The sequence below is a fragment of the Hyphomicrobium sp. 1Nfss2.1 genome (assembly GCF_965243865.1).
Taxonomy (GTDB): Bacteria; Pseudomonadota; Alphaproteobacteria; order Rhizobiales; family Hyphomicrobiaceae; genus Hyphomicrobium_A.
The window spans coordinates 995,706-1,018,856 of sequence record NZ_OZ251603.1 but is presented as its reverse complement, the minus strand read 5'-3'; the positions used below and the strand labels follow the sequence as shown (position 1 = coordinate 1,018,856).

Genomic DNA, 23,151 nt, shown 5'->3' with positions numbered 1-23,151 from the left:
GCGTACCAATGCAAAAACCTCTGACCCTGGGCATTGCCGGCCTTGGCACCGTCGGCGCGGGCCTCCTTGATTTGCTTAACCAGCATGGGGGACGTTTCGCGGAACGCGTAGGCCGCCCTGTCGAGGTGGTCGGTGTCTCGGCGCGTTCGCGCGACAAGAGCCGCGGCATCGATACGAGCGGCTTGAAATGGTTCGACGATCCCGTCGCCCTCGCAAAGGCTGAAGGCGTCGACGTGTTCGTCGAGCTGATCGGGGGCTCCGACGGCATCGCCAAGGAGGCGGTGGAGGCTGCTCTCGGCGCGGGCAAGCACGTCGTCACGGCCAATAAGGCCTTGCTGGCGAAGCACGGCGTCAAGCTCGCCAAGCTCGCCGAGCAGAAGGGCGTTGCGCTCAACTTCGAGGCTGCCGTGGCGGGAGGCATCCCCGTCATCAAGGCGCTGCGGGAGTCGCTGGTCGCCAACGAGGTGCAGCGCGTCTACGGCATCCTCAATGGGACCTGCAACTACATCCTCTCGTCGATGACAGACGAGGATCGCTCGTTCGCCGATGCGCTGAAAGAAGCGCAGGAACTCGGCTATGCGGAAGCCGATCCGACGTTCGACATCGGCGGGTTCGATACGGCGCACAAGCTCGCCATCCTCGCTAGCCTTGCCTTCGGGACCGAGATCAATTTCGAGCAGATCGACGTGGAAGGTATCCAGTCGATTACCGAGGCCGATATCGATGCGGCCAACGACATGGGCTTCTGCATCAAGCTGCTTGGTGTTGCTGCGCGCACTGAATCCGGAATCGAGGCGCGCGTGCATCCCGCCATGGTCCCCGAGGAGTCGGCGATTGCCGAGGTTTGGGGTGCGACCAACGCAGTGGCTATCGATGCCGACTTCTGCGGCAACCTCTTGCTGATCGGTCCTGGAGCGGGTGGTCGCCCTACTGCGTCTTCCGTTGCTGCCGATATTCTGGATATCGCTCGAGGCGTGGTGATGCCGCCGCTGGTAACGCCAACGGACGGGCTGAAGCCCTACGTGAAATCGAAGCTGGGTGCACACCACGGTGCGTATTACGTTCGCATGTCGGTGTTCGACCGGCCGGGCGCGATGGCGGCGATCGCCAAACGCATGGGCGATCGCGAAATATCGATCGAGAGTATCGTGCAGCGGCGCCCGCGCTCGGCGGTGCCGGGCGTGGCAGCGCGGCAGAAGCCTGGCGCGCCGGCTCTCGTAGTCATCATCACGCACGAGACGACCGAGGAGGCGATCCGCCAAGCGGTGGACGCCATCACGCAGGACGGTCAGGTGTCTGAACGGCCGCAGGTGATCCGTATCGAGAAACTCGGCGAAGGCGAAGTGAGCTAGTTGGAGAGGGATGGGGCCATGGCAGGCGACAGTGATTCAGGTCTCAGCCGCACGCTCGTGCTCGAGGTGACGCGCGTTACAGAGGCCGCGGCTATTGCAGCTGCGCGGCTGCGCGGGCGCGGCGCTGAAAAGGCGGCCGATAAGGCTGCGGTCGACGCTATGCGGCGCGAGCTGGCCAATCTGGCGATCCGCGGCACCGTGGTGATCGGCGAAGGCGAGATGGACGAAGCGCCGATGTTGTACATCGGCGAGAAAGTCGGCTCTGGCGAAGGACCTGAGGTCGACATCGCCGTCGATCCGCTGGAGGGCACGACGATTTGTGCCAAAGCGATGCCGAATGCGCTAGCGGTGCTGGCGATGTCGGAGCGGGGCGGCCTGCTGCACGCGCCCGACATGTACATGAACAAGATCGCCATTGGCCCGGGATATGCGCCGGACCTCGTCGATCTCGATGCGCCTGCCGGTGACAACATCACCGCGTTGGCCAAGGCCAAGGGCGTGCCGGTGTCGGAGATCACCGCATGCATCCTCGATCGTCCCCGGCATGCCGAACTGATCGCCGCGGTGCGTGCGGTTGGCGCCGGGGTGCAGCTGATCCCCGATGGCGACATTGCCGGTGTCATCTGGACGACCGATCCCGAAGAAACGGGCGTCGACATCTATCTCGGCTCGGGTGGCGCGCCGGAGGGTGTGCTCGCGGCTGCGGCCCTACGTTGCATCGGCGGGCAGATCCAGGGTCGCCTGATGCCTGCGAACGAGGAAGAGCGTGCGCGGGCTGCGACGATGGGCATTGCCGATATCAATCGCAAGTTCAGGCTTGAGGACATGGCGTCGGGTGACGTGATCTTCTCGGCTGCCGGAGTGACAGATGGGTCGCTGCTCGACGGCGTGCGCTTCCGTGGCGATTTCGCCGAGGTCGATTCTGTCGTGATGCGCTCCAAGACTGGCACGGTTCGGCGCATTCAAACGAAGTGCCGCATCGGCGAATAGCCGGTCGCATCGCCAGCCTTGAACCGGCAGCGGTGTTCCCCGACAATGAGCCCCATTCGTGGGCGCACTTCCAAGGGGAACGAGCGTGGACGAACGTAACGTCGGCGGGTTCTCCGTCACCTATGGCCGTGAGGAAATCCAGGCACCCGTCTATGCCGTGGCGTTCCTGTCGGCGGCCTTCCTGGCTGCCGCCCTGGCGACCGGAAGCACGTTGTGGCTGGTGCTGGGCGTCGCCGCGGCGGGCGTGACGTATTACAACGTGCCGCTGCTCGAAAAGCGCCCCGTCATCGGCGCCAACCAGTATGGCATCTTCATTCAGGGCCTCGGGCTTGTTCGCTGGAGCGCGATCGGCAGCATCGAGCTGACCGAGATGGCGGTGCGCGCCAGCACCATCCATGAGCTGCAGATCGGCCTCAAGACGCGGCTTTCGAGTGCGCTCGTCGCCGACTGGCGCAAGCAGCCGTTCTGGCGCTCGCTGATGCGATTGCCATGGGCGATGGCGCGCTCGAACGTGATCGGGATCAATCTCGAGCCGTTCACCGGGGAGCCCGAGGACATGCATCGGACGCTGCTGCGGATGTGGAAGCACTATAGAAGTTAGTTTGTGACACCAGCTGAGAGAAGCTTGGTGTGCGTCGCCGTCGTGCACCGCTGATAGCCGGCGCTCGCGCCGGGCGCCCTTGGCGCCTTGTCCGCTGCGCGGACGGTTAGGGCATGGCATCAGGCCTGTTGCGCCCGTGCGCTAGCGGCGGACAAGCCAGGGCCAGTGCCTGTGGATAAGCGGGCTCGCGCGTATCGCCAACTCATCGCGGGGGTGGTGAACTCGGGGGAAGGCGAATCAATCCGGGGGAGCGCATGGTTGCGGCGCGCAAGCGGCGGGACGAGACCACAGATGCCGTTCCGTTCCTGGGTATCGTAGCATCGGCGCGGGGGCTGCAGTGGCGAGAGCGGCTCTCAGGTGACGGACACCTTCGCGCTGCTGCGATCAGCCAACGGCACGGACTACCCGACCTTCTCGGCCGAGTGCTGGCGGCGCGCGGAATCGCCGTCGACGATGTGCCCATCGTGCTCAATCCGACGCTGAAGGCGCTGATGCCGGATCCCAGCAGCGTGCGCGACATGGATGTCGCCGCTGCCCGGCTCGCTGATGCGATCGAGAAGCGCCAGCATGTTGCCGTGTTCGGCGACTATGACGTCGACGGTGCTTCATCGGCGGCGCTGATGTCGCGCTTCCTGGTTCACCACGGCATCAATGCGCGCATCTATATTCCCGACCGCCTGTTCGAAGGCTATGGGCCGAACGTTGCCGCCATCGAAGGGCTGGTGAAAGAAGGCGCGCAGCTCATCGTCACGGTCGATTGCGGCACGACGAGCAGCGCGCCATTGCAGCGGGCGAAGGAACTCGGTTGCGACGTGGTCGTGATCGATCACCATCAGGCCGACGAAGTGCTGCCGCCGGCGCGTGCGGTGGTCAATCCAAACCGGCAGGACGATGTATCGGGGCTCGGGCATCTTTGCGCGGCTGGCGTGTGCTTCCTAGTGCTGGTGGCGACGACCCGTGAGCTGCGCCGGCGCGGGTTCTATGCGAGCGATGTCGCGGAGCCCGACCTCATGGCGGAGCTCGATCTCGTGGCGCTGGCGACCGTTGCCGACGTCGTGCCGCTGGTGGGGCTCAATCGCGCCTACGTGACGCAAGGCCTGCAGGTGATGCGCTGGCGACGCAACAAAGGCCTCAAGGCGCTGGGCGATGCGGCTGGGCTCAACGAACCGCCGACGCCCTATCATCTCGGTTTCATCCTGGGCCCGCGCATCAATGCCGGCGGGCGCATCGGCGACGCGGCGCTGGGCTCGCGTCTACTCGCCGGCGAGGACGAGGTGGAGGCGGCGCGTATCGCTGCGCTGCTCGACCGGCTCAACAAAGAGCGGCGCGCGCTGGAAAAGCAGATGCTCGACGAGGCGCTGGCTGAAGCGGAGATCAGACTGGCTGAGCGTCCCGACATGGCGCTGCTGCTGCTCGGTTCGCACACTTGGCACAAGGGCGTCGTTGGTCTCGTTGCCAGCAGATTGACGGAGCGGTTCCGGCTGCCGTCGTGCGTGATCGCGTGGAACGAAGAGACGGGCGGGGAAGGCACAGGATCGCTGCGGTCCGTGACCGGGGCCGACATCGGCGGAGCGGTACGTGCGGCTGTCGCTGCGGGGCATCTGGTGAAGGGCGGAGGGCATGCGATGGCTGCCGGCCTGACGGTGGCGCGCGAGAAGCTGGCGGAGCTGGAAGCCTTCCTGCATGACGAGCTGAAGGACAGTCTCGGGCAGGCGAGGGAGCGGCACGCGCTTGAAATCGACGGATCGCTGACGGCGTCCGGCGTGAGCGAAGAGTTGCTGGATCTCATCGGGCGCGTGGGACCTTACGGCCAGGGCAATCCTACGCCGCGGTTCGCATTTCCGGCGACGCACGTGAAGTTTGCCAAGGTGGTGGGCGAGGCGCATGTGCGCTGCGTGCTGCAATCGGCGGACGGGGCACGGCTGGAGGCCATCGCGTTCCGTGCGGCGGGCAGCCCGCTGGGCGACTTGCTGCTGGGCAGCGGGGGATTGCCTCTGCACGTTGCCGGCACGGTGAAGCGGTCATCGTTCAATGGCCGGGAGCGCATCGAGGTGCATATTGACGACGCCGCCGATCCGCGGCGCCAGGGCTGAAACGCGCGGCTCCTGCGCTCGCGCAATCGTGGTCGTTCCGCCTAGAGAATTTCCCAGTCGATCGGTTTGAATGAGCCGTTGTTGCTCTGAGGCGCCGAGCACGCGGTCAAAGCGACGACGAGATCCATCAGGGCGACAAATGCTATGTGATCGCCGGCCCTGCTGCGGGGTGGCTTCACAGCGATCGCGCCGCTCTCCCCGTCGATGGCAACGTTCATGAAGATGTTGAACGCGACCGGAATGTCGTCGGCAGTGATGCCGTAGGGCGCGAGTGCACGTTCGAAGTTGCCCTGGCAGCCGTGGTGTGGGCTGTCGTCTCCGTAGATGATGCGAAACGTGTCGGCGGAACACGGCGTCAGCAGAAAGTCGTGTCGGCCAACTGTGTCTTCCACGATCTCGAGCATGGGACGGCTGCGATTGGAATAGAGGACATCCCCGGTGGAGAGGAAGAGCTTCGACGCATAATCGAGGCTGCGGCCCGACGAGAGGTTCTCGCGCACGTCTGCCATCGAGAACGCGAGCATATCGCTCACCTGTTCTCCCTGCGGATCGGTGACGCGCAGGCGTTGCCCTTTGCGCAGCTCGAATGCGGTGCCGCTGCGCGGCGCAATTCGGTTACGCATGACGGAACGGGCACTTCCAGGCCTTGCCCACACGGCGGCCGCTGAATTGTGCCGCTACCGGCCCGGAGCCATGGCGCGCAAGCATTGGGTTCGGGGTGCCCTGCAGGGCGACGTCGCGCGAAATGGTCGTTTCCCGGATCTTTTCGTAGCGGCCTTCCTCGCGCAGTCGCTCGAACTGGGCGTGGAGATTAAATATCAGCGTCGGCTACTTGAACCGGCGGGCGAGCCGCGCAGCATTCGGGTGCAGTCCGACCACGAAGAACCCCTTGCCGCCAATGCTCAGACTGAAGTGCGGAGAGTGCGGGTCTGAGTCGACACTCGGGTCCCAGCGGTAGGTTTCGGCATCAATGGCGTGGAAGGCGCTGAGCCGTTGCCAAAGGAACGTTTCGAACTGGCCTTCGGTGAGATCGGCATCGTTGCGATAGACGATGGCCTGACTGAAGAACATGGTCTGATCGACGTCGTGGCGGATAGCGAATTCCTGCAGGCGCCCGGTCACGAGGCGATCGTAGGCATTGCGCCGAATGTCCGAGGCAACGAGGATTTCGAGCTGGTCGCGCCGCAGTGCAGCCTTAGCGCCCACGCAGGGAAAATCCGGCGCCGCTACGAACGTCTTCAGCTCCTCGGCGATCTGGTCTCTGTCGGCACTTGTTGTGGCGATAATGTCGGAGTGTGGCTGCATTTCCTGCTTTTGCTCTGCTCGTCGGTGGTCGAAGAACGGAGCAGCCCGCGGGCGGGTTCCAGGATCGAAGCGTTAACAAAGTGGCGCTGCCTTCGAAGGGTTGACGTTCAGCCCCTCCGTTGGGGGTGACTTGAAAGGGCGCTTCTTGCAGTTGTTGCAGCGCAAAGATCGCGCGAATTCGCGCCGGCTCGCAGGGGGCAGCGGATTTTGGAAGCAGTGATAAGCGATTGAAATTGCTGGCGGTCCCTACGGGAGTCGAACCCGTCTTTCAAGATTGAAAATCTCGCGTCCTAACCGATAGACGAAGGGACCGGCAGGGGGTTCGTATAGTGGCGTTTCTTCGCCGACGCAAGCGAGGCCGCCTGTCTCAGCGGGGGGTGCAAACAGCTTCCTTCGTAGCGGCTATTTGGCCGGGAAATCAGCGCTCTGGTGCAGGAAGGGGGCGTGACCCGGTGGTGATCCGGCGAAAGGGGCATTCGGGCTTTTTGGTGCCAGGGTGCTCCTTCTCGCTGCGGCCATGTTCGCCGCCGCGCGCGTAGGGATCAACATCGTCGATGTGCACATGTGCGATGCGCCCCTTAGCGCTGCGGCCGTTTGCTGCTACACAACCTTAGGTTTTAATGGTGGAGCAGCTAGCCATGACCGATTGCGCGCTAGGAATCGATCCGTTTCGCCTCGTTGGGGAGGAGTCGCGGAAAACGTTCGGTCTTAAGCTGAAGAATGGCTTCGTCGAGAAGTACCTCTCAGGGCCGAATGTCCTCGACATCGGATATAAGGGATATCTCCAGGATGTGCTGCCGATCACGCCGCAAGCGACCGGCGTCGACCTCGACTATCCGGGCTATGACGGCAAGCGGTTGCCGTTTCCCGAAGGGAGCCAGGACGCGGTCTATGCGAGCCACTGTCTTGAACACATCGATGATTTCGAAGGTGCGCTGCGGGACTGGTTCCGCGTGTTGCGGGTTGGTGGATATCTCGTCATCACGGTGCCGCACAAATTTCTGTACGAGAAGAAAGAAGAATTGCCGTCGAACTGGAACGGCGACCACAAGCGATTCTACACTCCGGCCTCGCTGCTCCGCGAGATAGAGCAGGCGCTCGCGCCGAACACGTACAGAGTGCGCCACATAGAAGATAACGACCTTGGCTACAATTACGCCATCCCGCCAGAGAGGCATTCGGGTGGCTGTTATGAAATCGAGCTTGTCGTTGAAAAGATTCAACCGCCGGCTTGGAATCTTTTGCCTGCGGTAGAACCCGTGGCGCCACGCAGATCGTTGACGGAGCGGTCCAGGGTGGCAGCCGTTGTGGTTCCGTTCGTGCGCGAGGTTCGTCGGCAGGTGGCCCCGCCAGGGTCCGCAAGAGAGCACTTTGCTCGCCAGATCTATGTGCCCATAGTGAATGCGCTCTTGCAGCGGCGGTAGGCGCCAGAGAGGCAGCTGTCCCGCTGCCCGGTTTTTTGCGCTGAGCGACGCGGCTCGAAGGCCGGAGAATTATAGCGCTGCTGAATGAATGAGCTATGGGGCCTGCATTTTTGAATAAGTGAAGCACCGTTTAGGGATGGTGCGTTTCTTGACGCGCGCTACGATTATGCGCTGCGCGCGATTGCAAGCGCGCAGTTGAGTTCTCATTCGCGCACAAGAAAAAAGCCAAATCCCGGTGAGTGAGTTGCTGCCAATCGTTGTTGCTGCGCTGCTTGGCATGATGGCAAGCGCGGTATTGATGCTCGTCTGTATGAAGCGCCTGAGAAGCGCATTGGACAGCGAGATCGCCGACCGACTTAGCGTCGAGATGCGGCTCGCGGAGAGCGAGCAGCGTCTACGGCAGATCATTGCGACCGAGCCCGAATGCGTGAAGGTGCAGTCCGCTGATGGCATCATCTCTGAGATGAATCCTGCCGGGCTGTATCTGGTCGATGCCGACGAGCCGGAGGATATGGTCGGCACGTCCGTCTATCGGGTGGTATCGCCGGAATTCCGTGATTCATATGAAGAGATGACGCGCCGCGTGTTTGATGGTGAGCGCGTGAAGCTGGCGTTCAAGATCAAATCATTCAAAGGCCGCGAGCGCTGGCTGGAGACACACGCGGCGCCGCTCAAGGATCGGGACGGCTTAGTCACGGCGCTGCTGGGTATCACCCGAGATATCAGCGATCTCAAACGCTATGAAGATGAGATGCGCCTGCACTATCGGGAGCTGTCCGTTGCCTCGCGTCTCAGCTCGATGGGCCAGATGGCCACGGCTCTGGCGCATCAGTTGAATCAGCCGCTTGCAGCGATCGCGAATTATTCGCGCGGTTGTTTGATCCGCCTGGAGGCTGGTGCGCCAAAGGCGGAGATAAAAGTCGCGATGGAGCGCGTCTGCGGTCAGGCGGAGCGGGCCGGCGAGATCATTGCCAGCATCCGGCGTTTTCTGGCGCGAGACGATCCGACGTACAAGTCGATCGATGTGCGGGCACTGGTGCTCGATGTGCTGCGGATCATTGGGCCGGAAGCGCAGGCGCGAGACGTGAAGATCTGCACGAAGGGTCTGATTGAGGTTCCACCAATCACCGGAGAGGCGATCCAGATCGAACAGGTCATCTTGAATATCGTGCGTAACGCCATAGAGGCGATCGAAGGCGCCGACGGTGCAGGTGAGCGGACCGTTGCGATCAGCGCTGAGAAGGCAGAGGCCGGAAAGATCCGTCTTCATTTCAGGGATCACGGGCCCGTCGCCGCTTCAGTCGATGGCGAGAGAATGTTCGAGGCGTTCTTTACGACGAAGCCGTCGGGGATGGGCATGGGCTTGCCGATCTCGAAATCGATCGTGGAAGCGCACGGCGGCCAGTTGCTCGTGCGGACGAATGCGCCGGAGCCGGGGCACACATTCATAATGGAGCTGCCGACGGGAATGGGAGGATCGCATGCAAATTAACGAGTGGGTTTTCGTCGTAGACGACGACGAGGCAGCGCGGGAGTCGCTTGAGTATCTGCTGACGTCGGTTGGGTACCACGTGCGCGGCTATGGTTCGGCGAACGAATTTCTGGATAAGTACGACGATAGCCTTGGATGCGTCATTCTCGATGTGCGCATGCCGGGCATGAGCGGGATGCAGCTTCAGTACGAACTCCAAAGACGCCAGTTGCCGCTAGCCAGCATCGTGGTGACAGGGCATGGGGATATTCCCATGGCAGTGTCGGCAATGCGGCTCGGCGCGGTGGATTTTCTTCAGAAGCCATACAACGACCAGCTGCTGCTCGAACGCACAGAGGAGGCACTGGCTCGCGCGCGCGGCATGTATCGAGCGGAGGAGGCGCGCTCGGAGGTTGATGGCCGTTTCAATAAATTGACGTGCCGTGAACGGGAGGTGGCGTGGCTGATCTACTCAGGCTTATCCAACAAGCAGATTGCGCATGAATTGTCGCTGAGCCCTAAGACCGTAGAGGTGCACCGCGCCAACGTGATGTCGAAGATGGCGGCGCGCTCCGTCGTCGATCTGGTGCAGAAGCTCAGCGTGCTCGTTGTTCCTAAGCCGTGTTAGGTCGAGACCTCGGGTAAGGAGTTACGGAGCGTCACTGTTCCTGGGGAAATACCCTAGGACAAACAGCAATTGTCTCGCCTTGTATGCTGGCAGGCTAGCCGCATAGCGTTTCCCATAACGAATTCAATAATTCGGAGGGAACGAATGTCTCAAGAGCATATCAAGAATACACTTCTCGCTGCGATGGGAAATCTGGAGAAGAATCCCGCAGGAGCAAAGGTAGTCTTCCGCGCTTCGACGCAACTCGACGAGGGGATGCATTGCCTCGGAAAGGTGCGCGAATTCCCGCCAATCAGCATCGACGAACCGGCAGATCTAGGTGGAAGCGACCGTGGACCTAACCCGGTCGAGATCGTACTGGTGGCCCTCGGTACCTGTCAGGAGATTGTCTATCGCGCTTACGCTTCGGTGATGGGCATCGCGCTCGAGAGCGTAAAGTGCAACGTGCGCGGCTACCTCGACCTGCGTGGCTTGTTTGGAATGCAGGAAGGTGTGCGGGCGGGGTACCAAAAGATTGTCTTCGAGACGGAGGTGGTCAGCTCAGCCGCGCGCGCGGAGCTGGAGAAGCTGGCGCAGATCGTGGAAAGGCACTGCCCGGTGCTGAACACGCTGCAGGAGCCCGTTGAAGTCACCGGGAGTGTGACAATCAACGGCCAGCAGATGGCGGCCGAGGCAAGCGCCTCTGTATGAGTGAGATTGTCATTCTCGGCGGCGGCCCTGCGGGGTACGTCGCCGCTTCTCACGCAGCTGCGCATGGCGCACGCGTGACACTTGTCGATCCCAAACCGCTCGGCGGGACATGCCTCAATCAGGGATGCATCCCCACCAAAGCCTTGGTGGAAAGCTGCGGGCTCCTCGAAAAGGTGAAGAGGGCGGACACATTCGGCCTGCGGGTGGAAGGCCAGGTCTTGGGGGATTGGACGGCGATGAGTCGGCGCGCGGCGTCGATCATTGCCATGCTTGGCCAAGGAATTGAGAGGCTCATGCAGGATCGCCGCGTGACCTGCCTGCGCGGCTATGGTTCGTTTGTCGACGAGAAGACGATCCGGGTTGGCGATGAGGTGCTGCGGCCGGACCGCGTGCTGATCTGTACGGGTTCGGTGCCGCTCAGCGAGCAGCAATTCAATGTCGACCATGAGGTGATCGGCACGTCGGATGATCTGCTGGGCTGGGAAACTCTGCCGACGTCGCTGATGATCGTGGGCTCGGGGGTCATTGCCTGCGAGTTCGCGTTCATCCTGGATAGCCTTGGCGTCAAGGTAACGTTGCTGGCGAGCGGCGCGCGGCTGATGTCGTGGGCGGATCGCGAGGTGTCTGCGGTCATGCAGCGGGAGATGCGGAAACGCGACATTCGCGTGGAGCTCAACTGCCGCATTCAATCGCTCGCTCATACCGCCAGTGGCGTGAGCGCTCTGGCTGGCGGGCAGATCGTTTGCTCGGCAGAGCGTGCGCTCGTTGCAATCGGGCGCAAACCGAATACCGCCGGTCTGGGGCTGGAGAATACCGGTGTGCTGACGAATGGGATGGGCGAGATCGTGGTGGATGATGTGCTGCGGACCAATGTTGACGGCATCTATGCGGCCGGGGACGTGAACGGCCGATCGGGTCTGGCCCACGCTGCCTCGGCGCAGGCCAAGCTCGCCATTGACCACATGCTCGACCGCCCGTTCGAGCGGATCAGCGATAGGGCGATTCCGGTCGCAGTGTTCACCAGCCCGGAGATCGCATGGGTTGGACGCACGGAAGAGGAAGCGATAGCTGACGGTATCTCCGTTTCCATTGGCAAATTTGACTTGCGTGGCCTCGGGCGCGCGCACGCCATCGGCGAGATTTCAGGATTTGCAAAGGTGGTCGTCGACCGGAACAGCGGCGAACTGGTGGGGCTACACATCGTTGGGCCGCACGCAGGAGAAATGGTGCACGAGGGTGCCCTCGTCGTCCAGCGCAGGGGCATGGCGGGGGAGTTGTTCAATACGGTGCACGCGCATCCGACCATGTCGGAAGGCATCTTGGAAGCCGTCGAGGATGCGCTTGGGCAAGCAACGCACAAGCCTCTCAATGCTGCGCGGAGAGAAGCCCATGTCCTCTAATGTGCCTGATGAGCTCTTCTACCACCGGGATCACCTGTGGGTGCGTGCTTGTGCGCAAGCCGATGAGGTGGACATCGGCATCTCCGACTTCGCGCAAAAGCAGCTGGGGACGGTGATGTTCGTTGAGCTGCCGAGTGTGGGAGAAGCCCTGATAGTAGGCGCCGTATTTGGCTCGGTTGAGTCTTTCAAGGTCGTATCCGATCTCATCGCGCCCGTGACCGGCGAGGTGTTGGAGGTGAACGCTGGGCTCAGGGGCGCGGCTGGTCTCGTGAATGACGACTGTTACGGCGCCGGCTGGCTGGCGCGGATTAGGCTGCGTGATGCGGGGCAGCTGGCGGAGCTTCTGAGCGGAGACGCATACCGGAGCCATGTCGGCTTGTAGGTCCTGGGGCGACGTGAAGTTGTGTTGTGGCCGTCATGGGTAGCGAGGCGCGAGTAATCGGAGGTCGAACGCGGGCGGGCTACGGCGAAGCGCGCAAAAGATGTTGGCGATGTTGAACAAGTGTTCGGCCGTGCAAGACAGACGGTCCTCGATGGCTAAGCTCAAGTTTGCTTGGATCACCGGGAAGGCGGAACCGGCTTAATGTCGGTGGCCATTTAGCGCGCTTTCCTCTGCGGCAAGCATACAAGAGGAAGTGTCTGACGCCATGCTGTCTTCTCAGTCCCGTCTCCCGTTGGCTTACATGCATGTGCCCAAGACCGCGGGAACGAGCTTCACGCGGGGTCTGATCAAGTCATTGAGACCGCGCCACTGTGTGGGCGGGTTCGACCGCGCGCTGTTCGGTGGTTTCAACGATTTCCACGAGTTGTCGCCATCGTCGATGCGCTACATCTACCTGAAGCCCGACGAAATCCCTTCGAGGACCGATTTTCTCGCGGGTCATTTTTCCCTGTCGACGATTGACGCGAGGATGCCGTCGGCACGGCGTATGACGATCATGCGCGAGCCGTTCTCGCGTCTTCTTTCGCACTGGATTTTCTGGCGGTCGGGGGCCGCAAGGTCAGAGGATCGGAACGATTGGGAGCGCAGGCTCAGTTCGGCGCACGCACCTCTTCTAGATTTCCTCGATGAGCCGAAGGTATCGTGTCAGACGGATAATGTGTTCGCGAGAATGCTGCTTTGGCCTGACGTTCCAACCGATGAATTCTTCGATGAAGCAGACGATGACCGCATACTGGCGCTGTGTCTGGAGCGGCTGCAGCGCTTTGAGTTTGTCGGCCTCGTGGAAGACCCAAAAATCTGGGATAAGCTCGGCGCCTGGGTGGGCAAAAGAGTGGTGCCGCTACGCGAGAAAGTCACCTCTCCGGTGCCGGAGCAGCATCGGGGCGTGCTTGCCGAATATATGAGTGCGGCCGCGGTGGACGCGTTGCACTGGCGCTCGCGGATCGACAATAGGCTGTGGCTCGAGATCGGAAAGCGGGCAGCACCGGAACTCGACCTCGCAACCGTTTGTGCGCGGTCAATCGCGCTCACTGTGGCACGCTCCTCCGCTTTGCTTTCGGGTGAGAATGGAAAGGCGTCGGCCGTGATGTCGAAGAAGCCTGCTGGCCGAGAGGCAGTGCAGGCTTCGCGTGCCGGGGCGAAGGATTACGCTTTCACTGCGATACTGAGACGGCCGATCAGACTGGGAGCATCCTCCGCGCTGGCGCGGCTGGTAAAGCACGCTGCTTTGGGGGCGCACCATTCGGCTCGGCAAGCGCAGGAAGGGGCGCGAGTACGGATGAGATTCTTACCGTTGCGAGCAGGGTGGATCTTGCAGCTGGCCCGATCGAGGTACCGATCACGACGCTCGACGCCATAAGCGGGAATTACGCGCTTGAGGTCTCAGCTGACCAGCCTCCCACCCTAGAGGCTCGCAATTTGCTCGACCCGATGGCTCATTACCTTCAGCGGCGGCGTTGCAGCCCGGAGCGGGTCGCAAGTGTCGCAGCAAGCCAATAGGCGAGCCCAAGGCCGATAAGCTGGTAGATCGGCACGAAGAGAAAAACGAGCCCGTCCTGCGCGTCGGGATTGGCGTTGTCGATGAATGTATTCCAATAGACTGCTACGGAAAATGATGCTGCCGCGATTGTTGCGGCCAGCAAGACGCTGCCTGCAAGCGTGTGATCGGAGAGGGTTGGCGCAAGCCGCCAAGGGAGAACAAATGGCGCCGCGGCGAGGCTGGCGAACCAGACGCCGATAATGACGAGCGCTATGGATGATTTATCGCCCTGGCGCAGGACCATGAAGGCACCGAACAGGGCACCTGCGACAGCGATTACGCGCGTTGCGACTGATAGCAAGCCTATGGATCCTGGCATGTCGGCCAGTATATTCGCCCGCCGTTGAGGGACTATTACGCTGAGGTTCAGTCCTGCGTGACCGCCTTAACGTCCTTGAAGGTGATGTCGGGATTGCGCTCGGCAACCCAGTTCAGGCTGAACACGGACGGCGCCATGTAGACGTAGTCACCGTCGGAATCGATGGCGATCGCCGAGCGGTTGCCCTCGATGAACTTATCGAGCTTGGCCTTATCGGCGGCCTCGATCCAGCGCATCACTTCGCAGGGGGCCGCCTCGAAGCCGGTCGATAATCCGTATTCGTGCGTCAGGCGATCACCGAGAACGTCGAGCTGGAGCGCGCCGATGACGCCGACGATCGGCTGCATGCCATCGATGGGCGAGAACAGCTGCACCACGCCCTCCTCAGCCATCTCTTTGAGCGCGTCCTTTAGCTTCTTAGCTTTGATCGCGTCACCCAGGCGGATGCGGCGCAGGATTTCCGGCGCGAACGAGGGAATGCCGAGGAAGGTGACGTCCTCGCCTTCGGTCAGCGCATCGCCGATGCGCAACGTGCCGCGATTGGGGATGCCGACGACGTCTCCGGCGAAGGCTTCCTCGGCGAGCGAGCGGTCCTGCGCGAAGAAGAACTGCGGGGCGCTGAGCGCCATCGTCTTGTCGGTGCGCACGTGCTTCACCTTCATGCCGCGCGTCAGGCGCCCTGAGCACAGCCGCATGAACGCCATACGGTCGCGGTGGTTGGGGTCCATGTTCGCTTGGATCTTGAAGATGATGCCGGTCATGGCCGGCTCGGTCGCCTCGATGGTGCGCGTGGCGGCCTTGCGGCTCAGTGGCGGGGGCGCATAGGCGATGAGTGCATCGAGGATGTCGCGGACGCCGAAGTTGCGCAGCGCGCTGCCGAAGTAGACAGGCGAAAGCGTGCCTTCGCGGAAGGCCTTGAGGTCGAAGCTGCCACACAAATCGTGCACAAGCTCGATGTCCTCGCGCCACTTGGCGAGGTCGGTCTCGTCGAGCAGCGTCTCGAAGATGGGGTCGTCGGGGCCGGAAACGGGCGTGCCTTCGGGCGCCTCGTCGACGCGGCGGATGCGCGGCTTCTGCAAGTCGTAGGTGCCGCGGAAGGTGCGGCCCATACCGATCGGCCAGACCATGGGCGCGGTGTCGAGCGCGAGCACCTTCTCGATCTCATCGAGCAGCTCCAGTGGCTCGCGCGATTCACGGTCGAGCTTGTTGATGAAGGTGATGATGGGGATGTCGCGGAGGCGGCAGACCTCGAACAATTTGCGCGTGCGCGCCTCGATGCCCTTGGCGGCGTCGATGACCATGATGGCGCTGTCGACGGCGGTGAGCGTGCGATAGGTGTGGTCGGAGAAATCTTCGTGGCCGGGCGTGTCGAGCAGGTTGAAGACGGCGCCGCCGTATTCGAACGTCATCACCGAGGTGACAACCGAGATGCCGCGCGACTTCTCGATGGCCATCCAGTCAGAACGCGTGTTGCGGCCGTCCTTCTTCGCCTTCACTTGGCCGGCGAGCTGGATCGCGCCGCCGAACAGCAGCAGCTTCTCGGTGAGCGTCGTCTTACCGGCGTCAGGGTGCGAGATGATCGCGAAGGTGCGCCGCCGATTGATCTCGGTGGCGAGCTTCCCCGGCGCGCCGCCCTGCGCGGGCGCGGCATCTGTGATCGCGATGTCGTCGGTCATTCTCGTTGCGGGCTCAAGGGTTGCGGGCACGCGGGCGTTGGCATCCCTGGGTGCGAGCGCTGCTGTTAGCACCGTTCCCCGGCGTCGTCGATTCCCGGCCCTTTGGGGGCGTTGAGGGGGCGAGATCGCTGGCTATGCAGCAACCAGCTGCCAAGGGTGAAGGCGCCGCGCGCAGGGCCGGGTGGAGAGCGGATTTGCTTCGCTTTTCACAGGGATCAGCCCATAAGAGCGGTACCACGTCCCACTCAGGAGAGATTTCCCTTGATCCACTGGAAGCAGATAAACGAGTACATCGAGCCGAACTGGGAGAAGGTCAATTCCGAGAAGAACCCGGCTACACTATTTTGGCGGGGAGCGAAGGGCGCCGTGTTCGGGCACATCCGCGATGGTGAGCTATTCGACTACAAGTGGGTTTATGTCTGCGACAGCAACAAGGTGACGCACTTTTCAGAGGTCAACGGGCCGGAGAGCAATGTCGTCGAGATGTCGGCCTTCCGGCCGGACTAGGCATCGCCGATTCGCGGGTGTGGTCGCGCGGTCCCGCGCATAGCTCGTGCGTTTCCCGTACCTAGGGGGTTCAGTTGGCGTTGCACTCCACGAGGAGGGCTTCGCGGTCGGCTTTCGCCTTGGTGAGCTTTTCCTCCAGGATTTCTATCGCCTTCTTGTGCTCCTCAGTCGAGCCGCCGGCCTGCTTGATCTCGTCCTTCATCTCAGAGATCGCCTCGGAGCGGTTCTTGATGGCGATGTCGAAATCGTTGAGCTTCACGCCGTTTGCCTTGTTCGCGCATTTGTAGTCGGCGGCGAGCGTCGGCCCGGCTAGGAGCACAGCGCAAACGGCAAAGAGGGCGGGTAGCTTCAGCATGGCGAGCTCCAGGGTTCGACGTGGAGCCGCACAATGCTTGCCCGGGCGGGCCTGGGACAAGCGGGCAATCTGGCAAGAGGCTTGGAACTTTAGGCAGCCGTGGCGGGCGCCTCGCCGGGTGCCCGCACCCCCTACTGTGCCGCCTGTTTTCCCTCGTGGCCGAGAGCCCAGACGCGGCGACCGCAGCGACCTGTGATTTCGACAACTCGGCGCCGCCCATCGGCGGCATGGCGCCTGGGTGCTGCTTGGGCTCGGGGACGCCGTTCTCGATGGTGTAGGTGATGTCCTTGAGGCTGCCGTCGCCCCAGAGCCATTTGCCGGTGGTGAGGTTCGGGCCGACTGGGGTGCCGATGCCGCCAGCGCCGTGACATCCGGCGCAAGTGGCGCCCGCAACTTCGCCGGCGAAGATCTTGGCGCCGAGTTCGACGTCGGCCTCACTGGCGCCGGGGGGCGGTGTCAGCTTCGGCGGGTTGCCAGCGTCAGGGTGAATGCCTTCGGGTGGCAGCGCGTCTGGTGATGCTGCGGCGTGGCTCTCGGGCGAAGGTGCCGCTTCGATGCCCTTCGCGTCGGGGTCGCCTTCATAGACGATGCGCCAGACGCGGCCGCCGACGTCGTCGCTGACGTAGAGCGCGCCATAGGGGCCGACGGCGAGGCCAGAGGGGCGATGCACTGCCCGGCTGGGGTCCTTGTGCTTACCGGCGAAGCCATCGGCGAAGACGATCCAATCGCCGGATTTCTTGCCGTCTTTCAGCGGCTGGAACACGATGTTGTAGCCCTGCTGCGGACTGGGTGCGCGGTTCCATGAGCCGTGGAAGGCGATGAATGCGCCGCCACGATAGCCTTCGGGGAAGTCCTCGCTCTTGTAGATCTTGAGGTCGTTGGGGGCCCAGTGTGCTGGGAACGCGGCAATTGGTGGGACAGCCTTGTCGCAGTCGCCGACCTTTTTGCCGCCATCGCCGCCGTATTCGGGCGCCAGTACGAGTTTTTCCTGCTCTTGATCGTAGTAGCACTTCGGCCAGCCGTACCAGGCGCCGTCCTTGAGGATCATCACCTCCTCGGCGGGCAAGTTGAAACCTTGCTCGGCAGTGTAGAGGCGTGGCCAGTTCTCGTGCAGCTGATCGCGGCCGTGTTGAGTGACGTAGAGCCGGCCAGCCTCGTCGAAGTCGAAGCCCTCTCCATTGCGGATGCCGGATGCGTAGCGTTCCCTCGGCGAGAACGCCTGATCGCGCTTGTTGGCGTCGTAGCGCCAGATGCCGGCGCGGGTTTCAAGTTTGGTACACGGCTCGTGGCCCTTGGAGCCGGGCATGCGGTTCTTCACCTCGCACGAGTTGGTGGCCGAGCCCATTGAGACGAAGAGGTTGCCGTCCTTGTCGATGATGAAGGGGTGCATCGGATGGTCGCCGGTGACCGGCAGGCCGGAGACGACTGTTTCAGGTTTTGATGTCGGCGCGATTTCGTCGTCGTTCAGCTGATAGCGAACGATCTTGTCGCCCGCCTCGGCATAGAGACCGTCCTTGTAGATGTAGATTCCGGTGCCGCCGTGTGCGCCCGCGGCGAATGTCGGGCCGAAGCGCTCGATCTTGTCGGCGCGGCCATCGCCGTCCATGTCCTTCATGGCAACGAGGAAGCCGCCTTCGTGCGGGGTGTCATTGTTGTAATAGGTGCCGCTCCATGTGTTGGCGTAGACGGTGCCGTTAGGGGCGACCGCCATCTGCCGGGCGTGGCCGATCTTGTCGGCGAGGATCGTGGCGCAGAACCCCTTCGGAAGCGAGATACCGGTGTCCGACTTCGGGCAGGCTATCTCTTCAGCGGTGAGCGGCAACGTCGCAGCCTGCAATAGGCCGAAGGCCAAGATAGTGGCAGCTGTTCGTCGGGGGAGTTGTGGTGGGAGCGCCATGACGAAATCCTTGCTGAAGGGAGAAACGCTGAGCCGTCGATAAGTCTATATGGGGAGCGTGATGGGGATGTGAGAGGCACGCGCGGCGGACGCGGTGGTCGCGTGGCGTGACTGTTGCGCGCACGAAAATGCCGCTGGGCCGAAGTCCAGCGGCATCGTCGAAGGTTTGGAGGATTATCTAGTCCTGGTTAGAATTCATCTGCGGAACCTTGGTGCCCATTTTTCCGGTAGCAGGCAGTGCGCCTTCGTCACCCATGCGCTTAGGCGGGCCTTTGGGTCCGGAGGGCCCCGTGTGGTCGGCGCCGGGGGATGCCGCGGTGCGCGGCCCCGTCATGTCCCGCACCTGATTGCCCATTTTCTCTGTGGCGGGCAGCTTGCCTTCGTCACCCATCCTTTTTTCCGGCGCCTTCAGCATCCGGTCGTCTGCGGACGTGTCAGCGAAGGCAGGTGTCAATGCGGCTGCCATGCCGGCAGCAACGCAGCAGGCGATGAGTTTTCTCATTGGCGGCACTCCTTGAGCTATGCGCAGCCAACGAAGTAACGCCGGTGGATTGCCGGAGCTTTGTTCCAGTCGATCGAATTCGTGGCAACTGAGAGCCGATTGATTTCAAAGCGGCGTTCAGATGCAGAGCGTGCGGCGGAAGCATCCCCGAATGCTTCCGCCACAATCGCACATCGTTGCTGGCGGAATTAGTTGCTCAGCTTGATATTGAGTGCGGCTCTCGCAACGTCGACGTTATCGAAGCCGATACGCGCGTCGGAAGAGGAGGTCGGAAAGTCGGCGGAAATGGTCGAGCCGGCCGTGAGATCGTAGCGCAGATATTCCGCGCGCAGCGACACGCCATAGGCCACCATCCACTCGACACCGCCGCCGAATACGACGCCGTTGTCATTGAAGCGCACTTTGCCGCTGAAAGGCACCTGAGGCATGTCCTCCTTGAAGGTGAACTCGCCGAAGCCCCAGCCGACAGTGCCGTAGAGCAGCCAGTTATTGATCGCCCAGCCGAGACGTGCGCGGACGCTCGATAGGTAATTCATGTCGGCGCTGATGCTGGCTGCATTCACCGTGCCGGCATTTGCCGTGACGGTGTCTTCACCGCCTGCACGCGTTGATGCGTCGAATTCGAGGCCGAACAGGAACTGGTTGGCCTGCCAGTTATAGCCGATCTGGCCGCCGACGATGGCGCCGTTCAGCGTCAAGTTCGATAAATCGGTCGCGTTGTTGAACTTGCCGTTGGCACTGTTCCACGCGTAGCCCCCGTTGAGGCCCGCATAGAACCCCCGCCATGGCGCTTCCTGTGCCTGCGCTGACGACATAGTGGCGATTGCAGCAACGATTGCTACGACCGCGAGATAGATCTGTTTCAAGCTACGTACTCCCTCGCTCGATTATTGGTTCCCTTCTACGCGGGATACGCGACGAGCGAGGGCTAACACGGCCGGGTGCGGGGTGATTGTTGCGCGGGCACGGTTGTGCACACGGGGGGCCGGTTTTTTCACAGCAGATGAATAACTTTTGTGCGGGCAGGTATTGGCGCGTGCGCTTGGATGGGGCTCGCGGCCTATTTCTGGATGGATTCCAGGTAGCGTTTCAGGCCGATGATGGCTTGGCGCGAGCGTGCAGCGCCGATCTTTCCGCGACCGCCTTCCTGGCTGAAGACGAGGCCCCAAACGGGCATCGGGCCGCTGCCGTGGGCCTTGATGTTTCCGCCGTAGGTGATGACCTCGACAATGTGCGCGGCGGGGAACTTGCCGCCCGATCGCTTCGATATCTCGGTGAGGTTCGCGGGCGGAACTTTCAGTGCATCGGCGGCGGGTCCGTTGCCGGTGGCATCCGCGCCATGGCAGCTGGCGCACCGTTCCTTGAACAAGGCTTCGCCGAGAGCGAGGCTAGCAGCCTCGGCATCGGTATTCTCGGCCGCTTGTGCGGCAATGAAGGGAGCGGCGCTGAGCAAGATGATTGCGGCTGCGGAGAAGAGCGGGCGAGCAGCGACTTTGAACATCAGAGGGGCCTGAGACGCTTTTGCGGTGCGGATGGAGTCTAAGCACCGATACTCTAATGGAAATTGAAAGGTGACATTGATTTGCATCAGGGTGTCAGTATCGCGTCAGGTTGGGTGCTCCACTATGGACTAAGGACGGCGCTTCGGCCGTTGCAGGATAGGAGGTCATTCATGCGGGTTTTACTTTCGACGATCGCGGTCTTGGGGCTTTTGGGCGGGACTGCTCTGGCCGATGCGAAAGTGACCGACGATGAGGCGGCGAAGCTCAAGGAGATCGTTGCCGCTTGGGGTTGTGAAGGCGGTACCTTCGAGAAAGAGACCGAAGGGACAGGCGTCTACGAAGCCGAGGACGTCAAGTGCAAGTCGGGCAACTACGACTTCCGCGTCGACAAGGATTTCAAGGTTTTCGCTATCACCGTCGACTGATTGCAGTCGGGGTTCGGAGAAGCGTCCGAACCCCGCCCCCCCGATCTCTCTCCAAGTTGAAGCAAATCGCTCTGTTCCAGGTGGAACAGCGCGGGGGCGGGTAACGAGGCATCATCACTCCAGAATTCGACAGCCAACTTGGAGTGAGCGCCGTGATCCGCACCAGCTTCGCCGCCGCAACCATGATTGCCGGCCTTTTTGCCAGCCAGAGCGCCTACGCCTGCATATCGTGCGAGTATGTTCCCGAGGTGGTGCGCCAGCACACGACGGAGCGGCCCGCTGCTTCCTACCGACAGTCGCGCGCTTATGTTTCGCGCTCGGTCGGGACTAAGAGCTGCGATAAGGACGAGCCGGCGCGCAAACGTGTGAAGTCTGCCAAAGCCGAAAAGCCGAACCGCATTGCGAAGGCCGACAGAGACGAGCCGGTGCGCGTTGCCAAGGCTAACAAGGAGAAGCGCGCCGAGGCTGTCGAGACGGCGTCAGTTGGCCCGCGCGAACGGAAGGTAGAAACCAAAGCCGCCGAGAGCGAGAGTTCGTCGATCACGGTTGCAGCGGTGGATGCAAAGCGCAACGTTGCTCAGGCTGCCGACAAGCAAGCAGAGGCGAAGCCGACGGACTGCAAGAAGTTCTTTCCTTCGGTCGGCATGACGTTGACCGTTCCTTGCGAATAAGGACACAGCAACTGCTGGCGCGCGTGGCGGCCTGCGCGCGCTGAGCGGTCTATTTGAAGAGCGATGTGAGGGAGAACGATGATCCCTCGACGAGTGGCGGCGCTTCGGCAACCTGGGGGTAGGGCTCTTCGAGGTAGGCGTTGACGCCGGTGGCGCGGCCCTCCTTGATCAGCCCGGCGACGTAGGCCCAGCCTTTCGGTTCGAGGCCGATGCAGGCTTCCGACATCTCGCCTTTCAAACGCAGATGGATAGCAATGTTGCCGCGCGCGAGGATGGCGGCGCGCTGCTGCGGGGTGAAGCGCTCCTTGTTCCAGAGCTTGCGAAGCCAGATGCCGGCGACGTTGCGTTTGGTCTTCGGTCCCCAGGTGACGCGATTTTTTTTGTCCCCGGAGAACGAGTATTCGCCGGGAGGAAGAGAACCAATAGCGCGGGCGGCGAGGCAATCGGGATCTGGATTGTTGCGGCAAACGTCGCGACCCGAGATTGCCCAAGCGATGGTGCGGCCGTTGTAGCGTGCATCATCGGACACGACGAACAGGCGTCCAGTGGCGATGACGTAGCCGAGCCGGAACGGCGGCGTTTCGGACGGTACGTCGCGCACGATATCCTTGTATGGATTGCAGATCTCTCCGCCGGTCAGCTTTCGCTTGAAGCCGTTGAGCGTGATGGTGACGTAATCGACGTTAGGGCCGCAGTCCCACCGCGGCAGCATGCGTTTGTCGGCGATCGCGGCGCGCTGGACGGCGATCGAGGGCGGATCGGGCAGCGGGGGCTCTTTTGCGATTTTCGGCGGCGCCTTGAGCTTGGGTTTCTTCTCCACCTGTAGCGTCGTATCCCAAGGGAGCGGCTCTGGTGCGGGCTGGCTGCGGATCGCCTCGCATTTATCAGACAGCTTCGGCGGCTGAATCTGCTTTACCGCGAGCTGGCGGGCGAGTGAGCTAGTGGCACCCTGGTCGACGTAAGCCTGAATCAGTGCGTGCTGGACTTCGACCTGTTCGGGCGACAGCTCGAAGATGCACTCCTCATAGATTTGATCACCAACCTGGCTGAAGATGTCGGCGAGTTCTGCGGCAGCTTCCGCGGCAGTCGTGCCCTTTTTCTCCAGAGCGTCGGCGGGAGTAGCCAGGCACAGAAGCATCGTCAGGGCGCATAGCACCCCCGCCAGTCCCGATTTATGGGCTGCGCCGAACATAGGTGCCGGTGCTCCCTCAAGCTGTCCTGCGTCAGTTGCCAGTCCTAACGAGGAGTCGGGGCAAGAGAAAGGCTCATTGCGCCGGGGCTGGGCCCAAGTGGCTGCCTGCGGTGGCCTTGGGGCTCTGGCCCCTTCTCCAAAGGGCCATGTGTCGCAAAGAGGGGCGCTG

General features: G+C 62.2%; 23 protein-coding genes, 1 tRNA gene and 1 pseudogene. 14 read left to right on the top strand and 11 right to left on the bottom strand.

All coding sequences use genetic code 11. The annotated features are described in order from the left end of the window. Positions 1–8 precede the first annotated feature (8 nt). The 4 genes from ACP15D_RS05165 to recJ all read left to right on the top strand — a co-directional run bounded on the left by ACP15D_RS05165 (position 9) and on the right by recJ (position 5,036). The gene (locus ACP15D_RS05165; RefSeq protein ID WP_424956481.1) at positions 9–1,352 is read left to right on the top strand and encodes a homoserine dehydrogenase; all 1,344 of its coding nucleotides are present in this window, start codon (positions 9–11) and stop codon (positions 1,350–1,352) included. 18 nt (positions 1,353–1,370) lie between these two features. Further along, entirely contained in the window at positions 1,371–2,342 is a 972-nt protein-coding gene (gene glpX, locus ACP15D_RS05160; RefSeq protein ID WP_424956480.1) for a class II fructose-bisphosphatase, read from the top strand. Positions 2,343–2,427: 85 nt separating this feature from the next. Further along, the gene (locus ACP15D_RS05155; protein ID WP_424956479.1) at positions 2,428–2,943 is read left to right on the top strand and encodes a hypothetical protein; all 516 of its coding nucleotides are present in this window, start codon (positions 2,428–2,430) and stop codon (positions 2,941–2,943) included. Between the two features lie 254 nt (positions 2,944–3,197). Then, positions 3,198–5,036, top strand: coding sequence for a single-stranded-DNA-specific exonuclease RecJ (gene recJ / locus ACP15D_RS05150; RefSeq protein WP_424956478.1), 1,839 nt, complete (start codon positions 3,198–3,200; stop codon positions 5,034–5,036). A 41-nt stretch (positions 5,037–5,077) separates the two neighbouring features. On the opposite strand, the gene ACP15D_RS05145 is transcribed toward recJ, so the two are convergent. The 3 genes and pseudogenes from ACP15D_RS05145 to ACP15D_RS05135 form a co-directional block, all read right to left on the bottom strand. Then, positions 5,078–5,659 carry a DUF1989 domain-containing protein gene (locus ACP15D_RS05145; protein WP_424956477.1) on the bottom strand — a complete coding sequence of 194 codons (582 nt, stop codon included), beginning with the start codon at positions 5,657–5,659 and terminating at the stop codon, positions 5,078–5,080. Then, a pseudogene (gene gntA / locus ACP15D_RS05140) lies at positions 5,652–6,341 on the bottom strand (guanitoxin biosynthesis heme-dependent pre-guanitoxin N-hydroxylase GntA). Before gntA ends, ACP15D_RS05145 begins: the two are co-directional and overlap by 8 nt. A gap of 237 nt (positions 6,342–6,578) precedes the next feature. Beyond that, positions 6,579–6,653 (bottom strand) — tRNA-Glu (locus tag ACP15D_RS05135). A 326-nt stretch (positions 6,654–6,979) separates the two neighbouring features. On the opposite strand from ACP15D_RS05135, the gene ACP15D_RS05130 reads away from it, so the two are divergent. The 7 genes from ACP15D_RS05130 to ACP15D_RS05100 all read left to right on the top strand — a co-directional run bounded on the left by ACP15D_RS05130 (position 6,980) and on the right by ACP15D_RS05100 (position 13,756). Further along, positions 6,980–7,765: a methyltransferase domain-containing protein gene (locus tag ACP15D_RS05130; protein WP_424956476.1), complete on the top strand. Its 786-nt coding sequence runs from the start codon at positions 6,980–6,982 to the stop codon at positions 7,763–7,765. Positions 7,766–8,000: 235 nt separating this feature from the next. After that, positions 8,001–9,257, top strand: coding sequence for a sensor histidine kinase (locus tag ACP15D_RS05125; protein ID WP_424956475.1), 1,257 nt, complete (start codon positions 8,001–8,003; stop codon positions 9,255–9,257). Then, a complete protein-coding gene (locus ACP15D_RS05120) occupies positions 9,247–9,864 on the top strand; it encodes a response regulator transcription factor (RefSeq protein WP_424956474.1) in 618 nt (205 codons plus the stop codon). Before ACP15D_RS05125 ends, ACP15D_RS05120 begins: the two co-directional genes overlap by 11 nt. 144 nt (positions 9,865–10,008) lie before the next feature. Continuing rightward, positions 10,009–10,554 carry an OsmC family protein gene (locus tag ACP15D_RS05115; protein WP_424956473.1) on the top strand — a complete coding sequence of 182 codons (546 nt, stop codon included), beginning with the start codon at positions 10,009–10,011 and terminating at the stop codon, positions 10,552–10,554. Continuing rightward, on the top strand, positions 10,551–11,954 hold the full coding sequence (gene lpdA, locus ACP15D_RS05110) for a dihydrolipoyl dehydrogenase (RefSeq protein ID WP_424956472.1): 1,404 nt from the start codon (positions 10,551–10,553) through the stop codon (positions 11,952–11,954). The genes ACP15D_RS05115 and lpdA overlap by 4 nt, the downstream gene beginning before the upstream one ends. Further along, positions 11,944–12,336, top strand: a complete 393-nt coding sequence (locus ACP15D_RS05105) for a glycine cleavage system protein H (protein ID WP_424956471.1) — start codon at positions 11,944–11,946, stop codon at positions 12,334–12,336. The genes lpdA and ACP15D_RS05105 overlap by 11 nt, the downstream gene beginning before the upstream one ends. Before the next feature lie 265 nt (positions 12,337–12,601). Further along, positions 12,602–13,756, top strand: coding sequence for a sulfotransferase family 2 domain-containing protein (locus ACP15D_RS05100; protein ID WP_424956470.1), 1,155 nt, complete (start codon positions 12,602–12,604; stop codon positions 13,754–13,756). An 85-nt stretch (positions 13,757–13,841) separates the two neighbouring features. Here the strand turns inward: ACP15D_RS05100 and ACP15D_RS05095 are convergent, their stop codons facing one another. Both ACP15D_RS05095 and ACP15D_RS05090 read right to left on the bottom strand, forming a co-directional pair. Continuing rightward, a complete protein-coding gene (locus ACP15D_RS05095; protein ID WP_424956469.1) occupies positions 13,842–14,237 on the bottom strand; it encodes a hypothetical protein in 396 nt (131 codons plus the stop codon). A 65-nt stretch (positions 14,238–14,302) separates the two neighbouring features. Continuing rightward, entirely contained in the window at positions 14,303–15,931 is a 1,629-nt protein-coding gene (locus tag ACP15D_RS05090; protein ID WP_424956468.1) for a peptide chain release factor 3, read from the bottom strand. A gap of 261 nt (positions 15,932–16,192) precedes the next feature. Here ACP15D_RS05090 and ACP15D_RS05085 point away from each other — a divergent pair, with 261 nt between their 5' ends. Further along, the gene (locus ACP15D_RS05085; protein ID WP_424956467.1) at positions 16,193–16,438 is read left to right on the top strand and encodes a hypothetical protein; all 246 of its coding nucleotides are present in this window, start codon (positions 16,193–16,195) and stop codon (positions 16,436–16,438) included. A 70-nt stretch (positions 16,439–16,508) separates the two neighbouring features. Here the strand turns inward: ACP15D_RS05085 and ACP15D_RS05080 are convergent, their stop codons facing one another. The 5 genes from ACP15D_RS05080 to ACP15D_RS05060 form a co-directional block, all read right to left on the bottom strand. Further along, the gene (locus ACP15D_RS05080) at positions 16,509–16,697 is read right to left on the bottom strand and encodes a hypothetical protein (protein WP_424956466.1); all 189 of its coding nucleotides are present in this window, start codon (positions 16,695–16,697) and stop codon (positions 16,509–16,511) included. Continuing rightward, entirely contained in the window at positions 16,642–18,645 is a 2,004-nt protein-coding gene (locus ACP15D_RS05075; RefSeq protein WP_424956465.1) for a PQQ-dependent sugar dehydrogenase, read from the bottom strand. Before ACP15D_RS05075 ends, ACP15D_RS05080 begins: the two co-directional genes overlap by 56 nt. 223 nt (positions 18,646–18,868) lie before the next feature. Next, positions 18,869–19,192, bottom strand: a complete 324-nt coding sequence (locus ACP15D_RS05070; RefSeq protein WP_424956464.1) for a hypothetical protein — start codon at positions 19,190–19,192, stop codon at positions 18,869–18,871. 188 nt (positions 19,193–19,380) lie between these two features. Continuing rightward, positions 19,381–20,058 carry an outer membrane protein gene (locus ACP15D_RS05065; protein WP_424956463.1) on the bottom strand — a complete coding sequence of 226 codons (678 nt, stop codon included), beginning with the start codon at positions 20,056–20,058 and terminating at the stop codon, positions 19,381–19,383. Positions 20,059–20,252: 194 nt separating this feature from the next. After that, on the bottom strand, positions 20,253–20,693 hold the full coding sequence (locus ACP15D_RS05060) for a c-type cytochrome (RefSeq protein WP_424956462.1): 441 nt from the start codon (positions 20,691–20,693) through the stop codon (positions 20,253–20,255). A 171-nt stretch (positions 20,694–20,864) separates the two neighbouring features. On the opposite strand from ACP15D_RS05060, the gene ACP15D_RS05055 reads away from it, so the two are divergent. Then, positions 20,865–21,119 carry a hypothetical protein gene (locus ACP15D_RS05055; protein ID WP_424956461.1) on the top strand — a complete coding sequence of 85 codons (255 nt, stop codon included), beginning with the start codon at positions 20,865–20,867 and terminating at the stop codon, positions 21,117–21,119. Between the two features lie 152 nt (positions 21,120–21,271). Beyond that, positions 21,272–21,790 (top strand): hypothetical protein, encoded by a 519-nt coding sequence (locus ACP15D_RS05050; RefSeq protein WP_424956460.1) that lies wholly within the window; start codon positions 21,272–21,274, stop codon positions 21,788–21,790. A 49-nt stretch (positions 21,791–21,839) separates the two neighbouring features. On the opposite strand, the gene ACP15D_RS05045 is transcribed toward ACP15D_RS05050, so the two are convergent. Further along, on the bottom strand, positions 21,840–22,982 hold the full coding sequence (locus tag ACP15D_RS05045; RefSeq protein ID WP_424956459.1) for a DUF2778 domain-containing protein: 1,143 nt from the start codon (positions 22,980–22,982) through the stop codon (positions 21,840–21,842). Between the last annotated feature and the right edge of the window lie 169 nt (positions 22,983–23,151).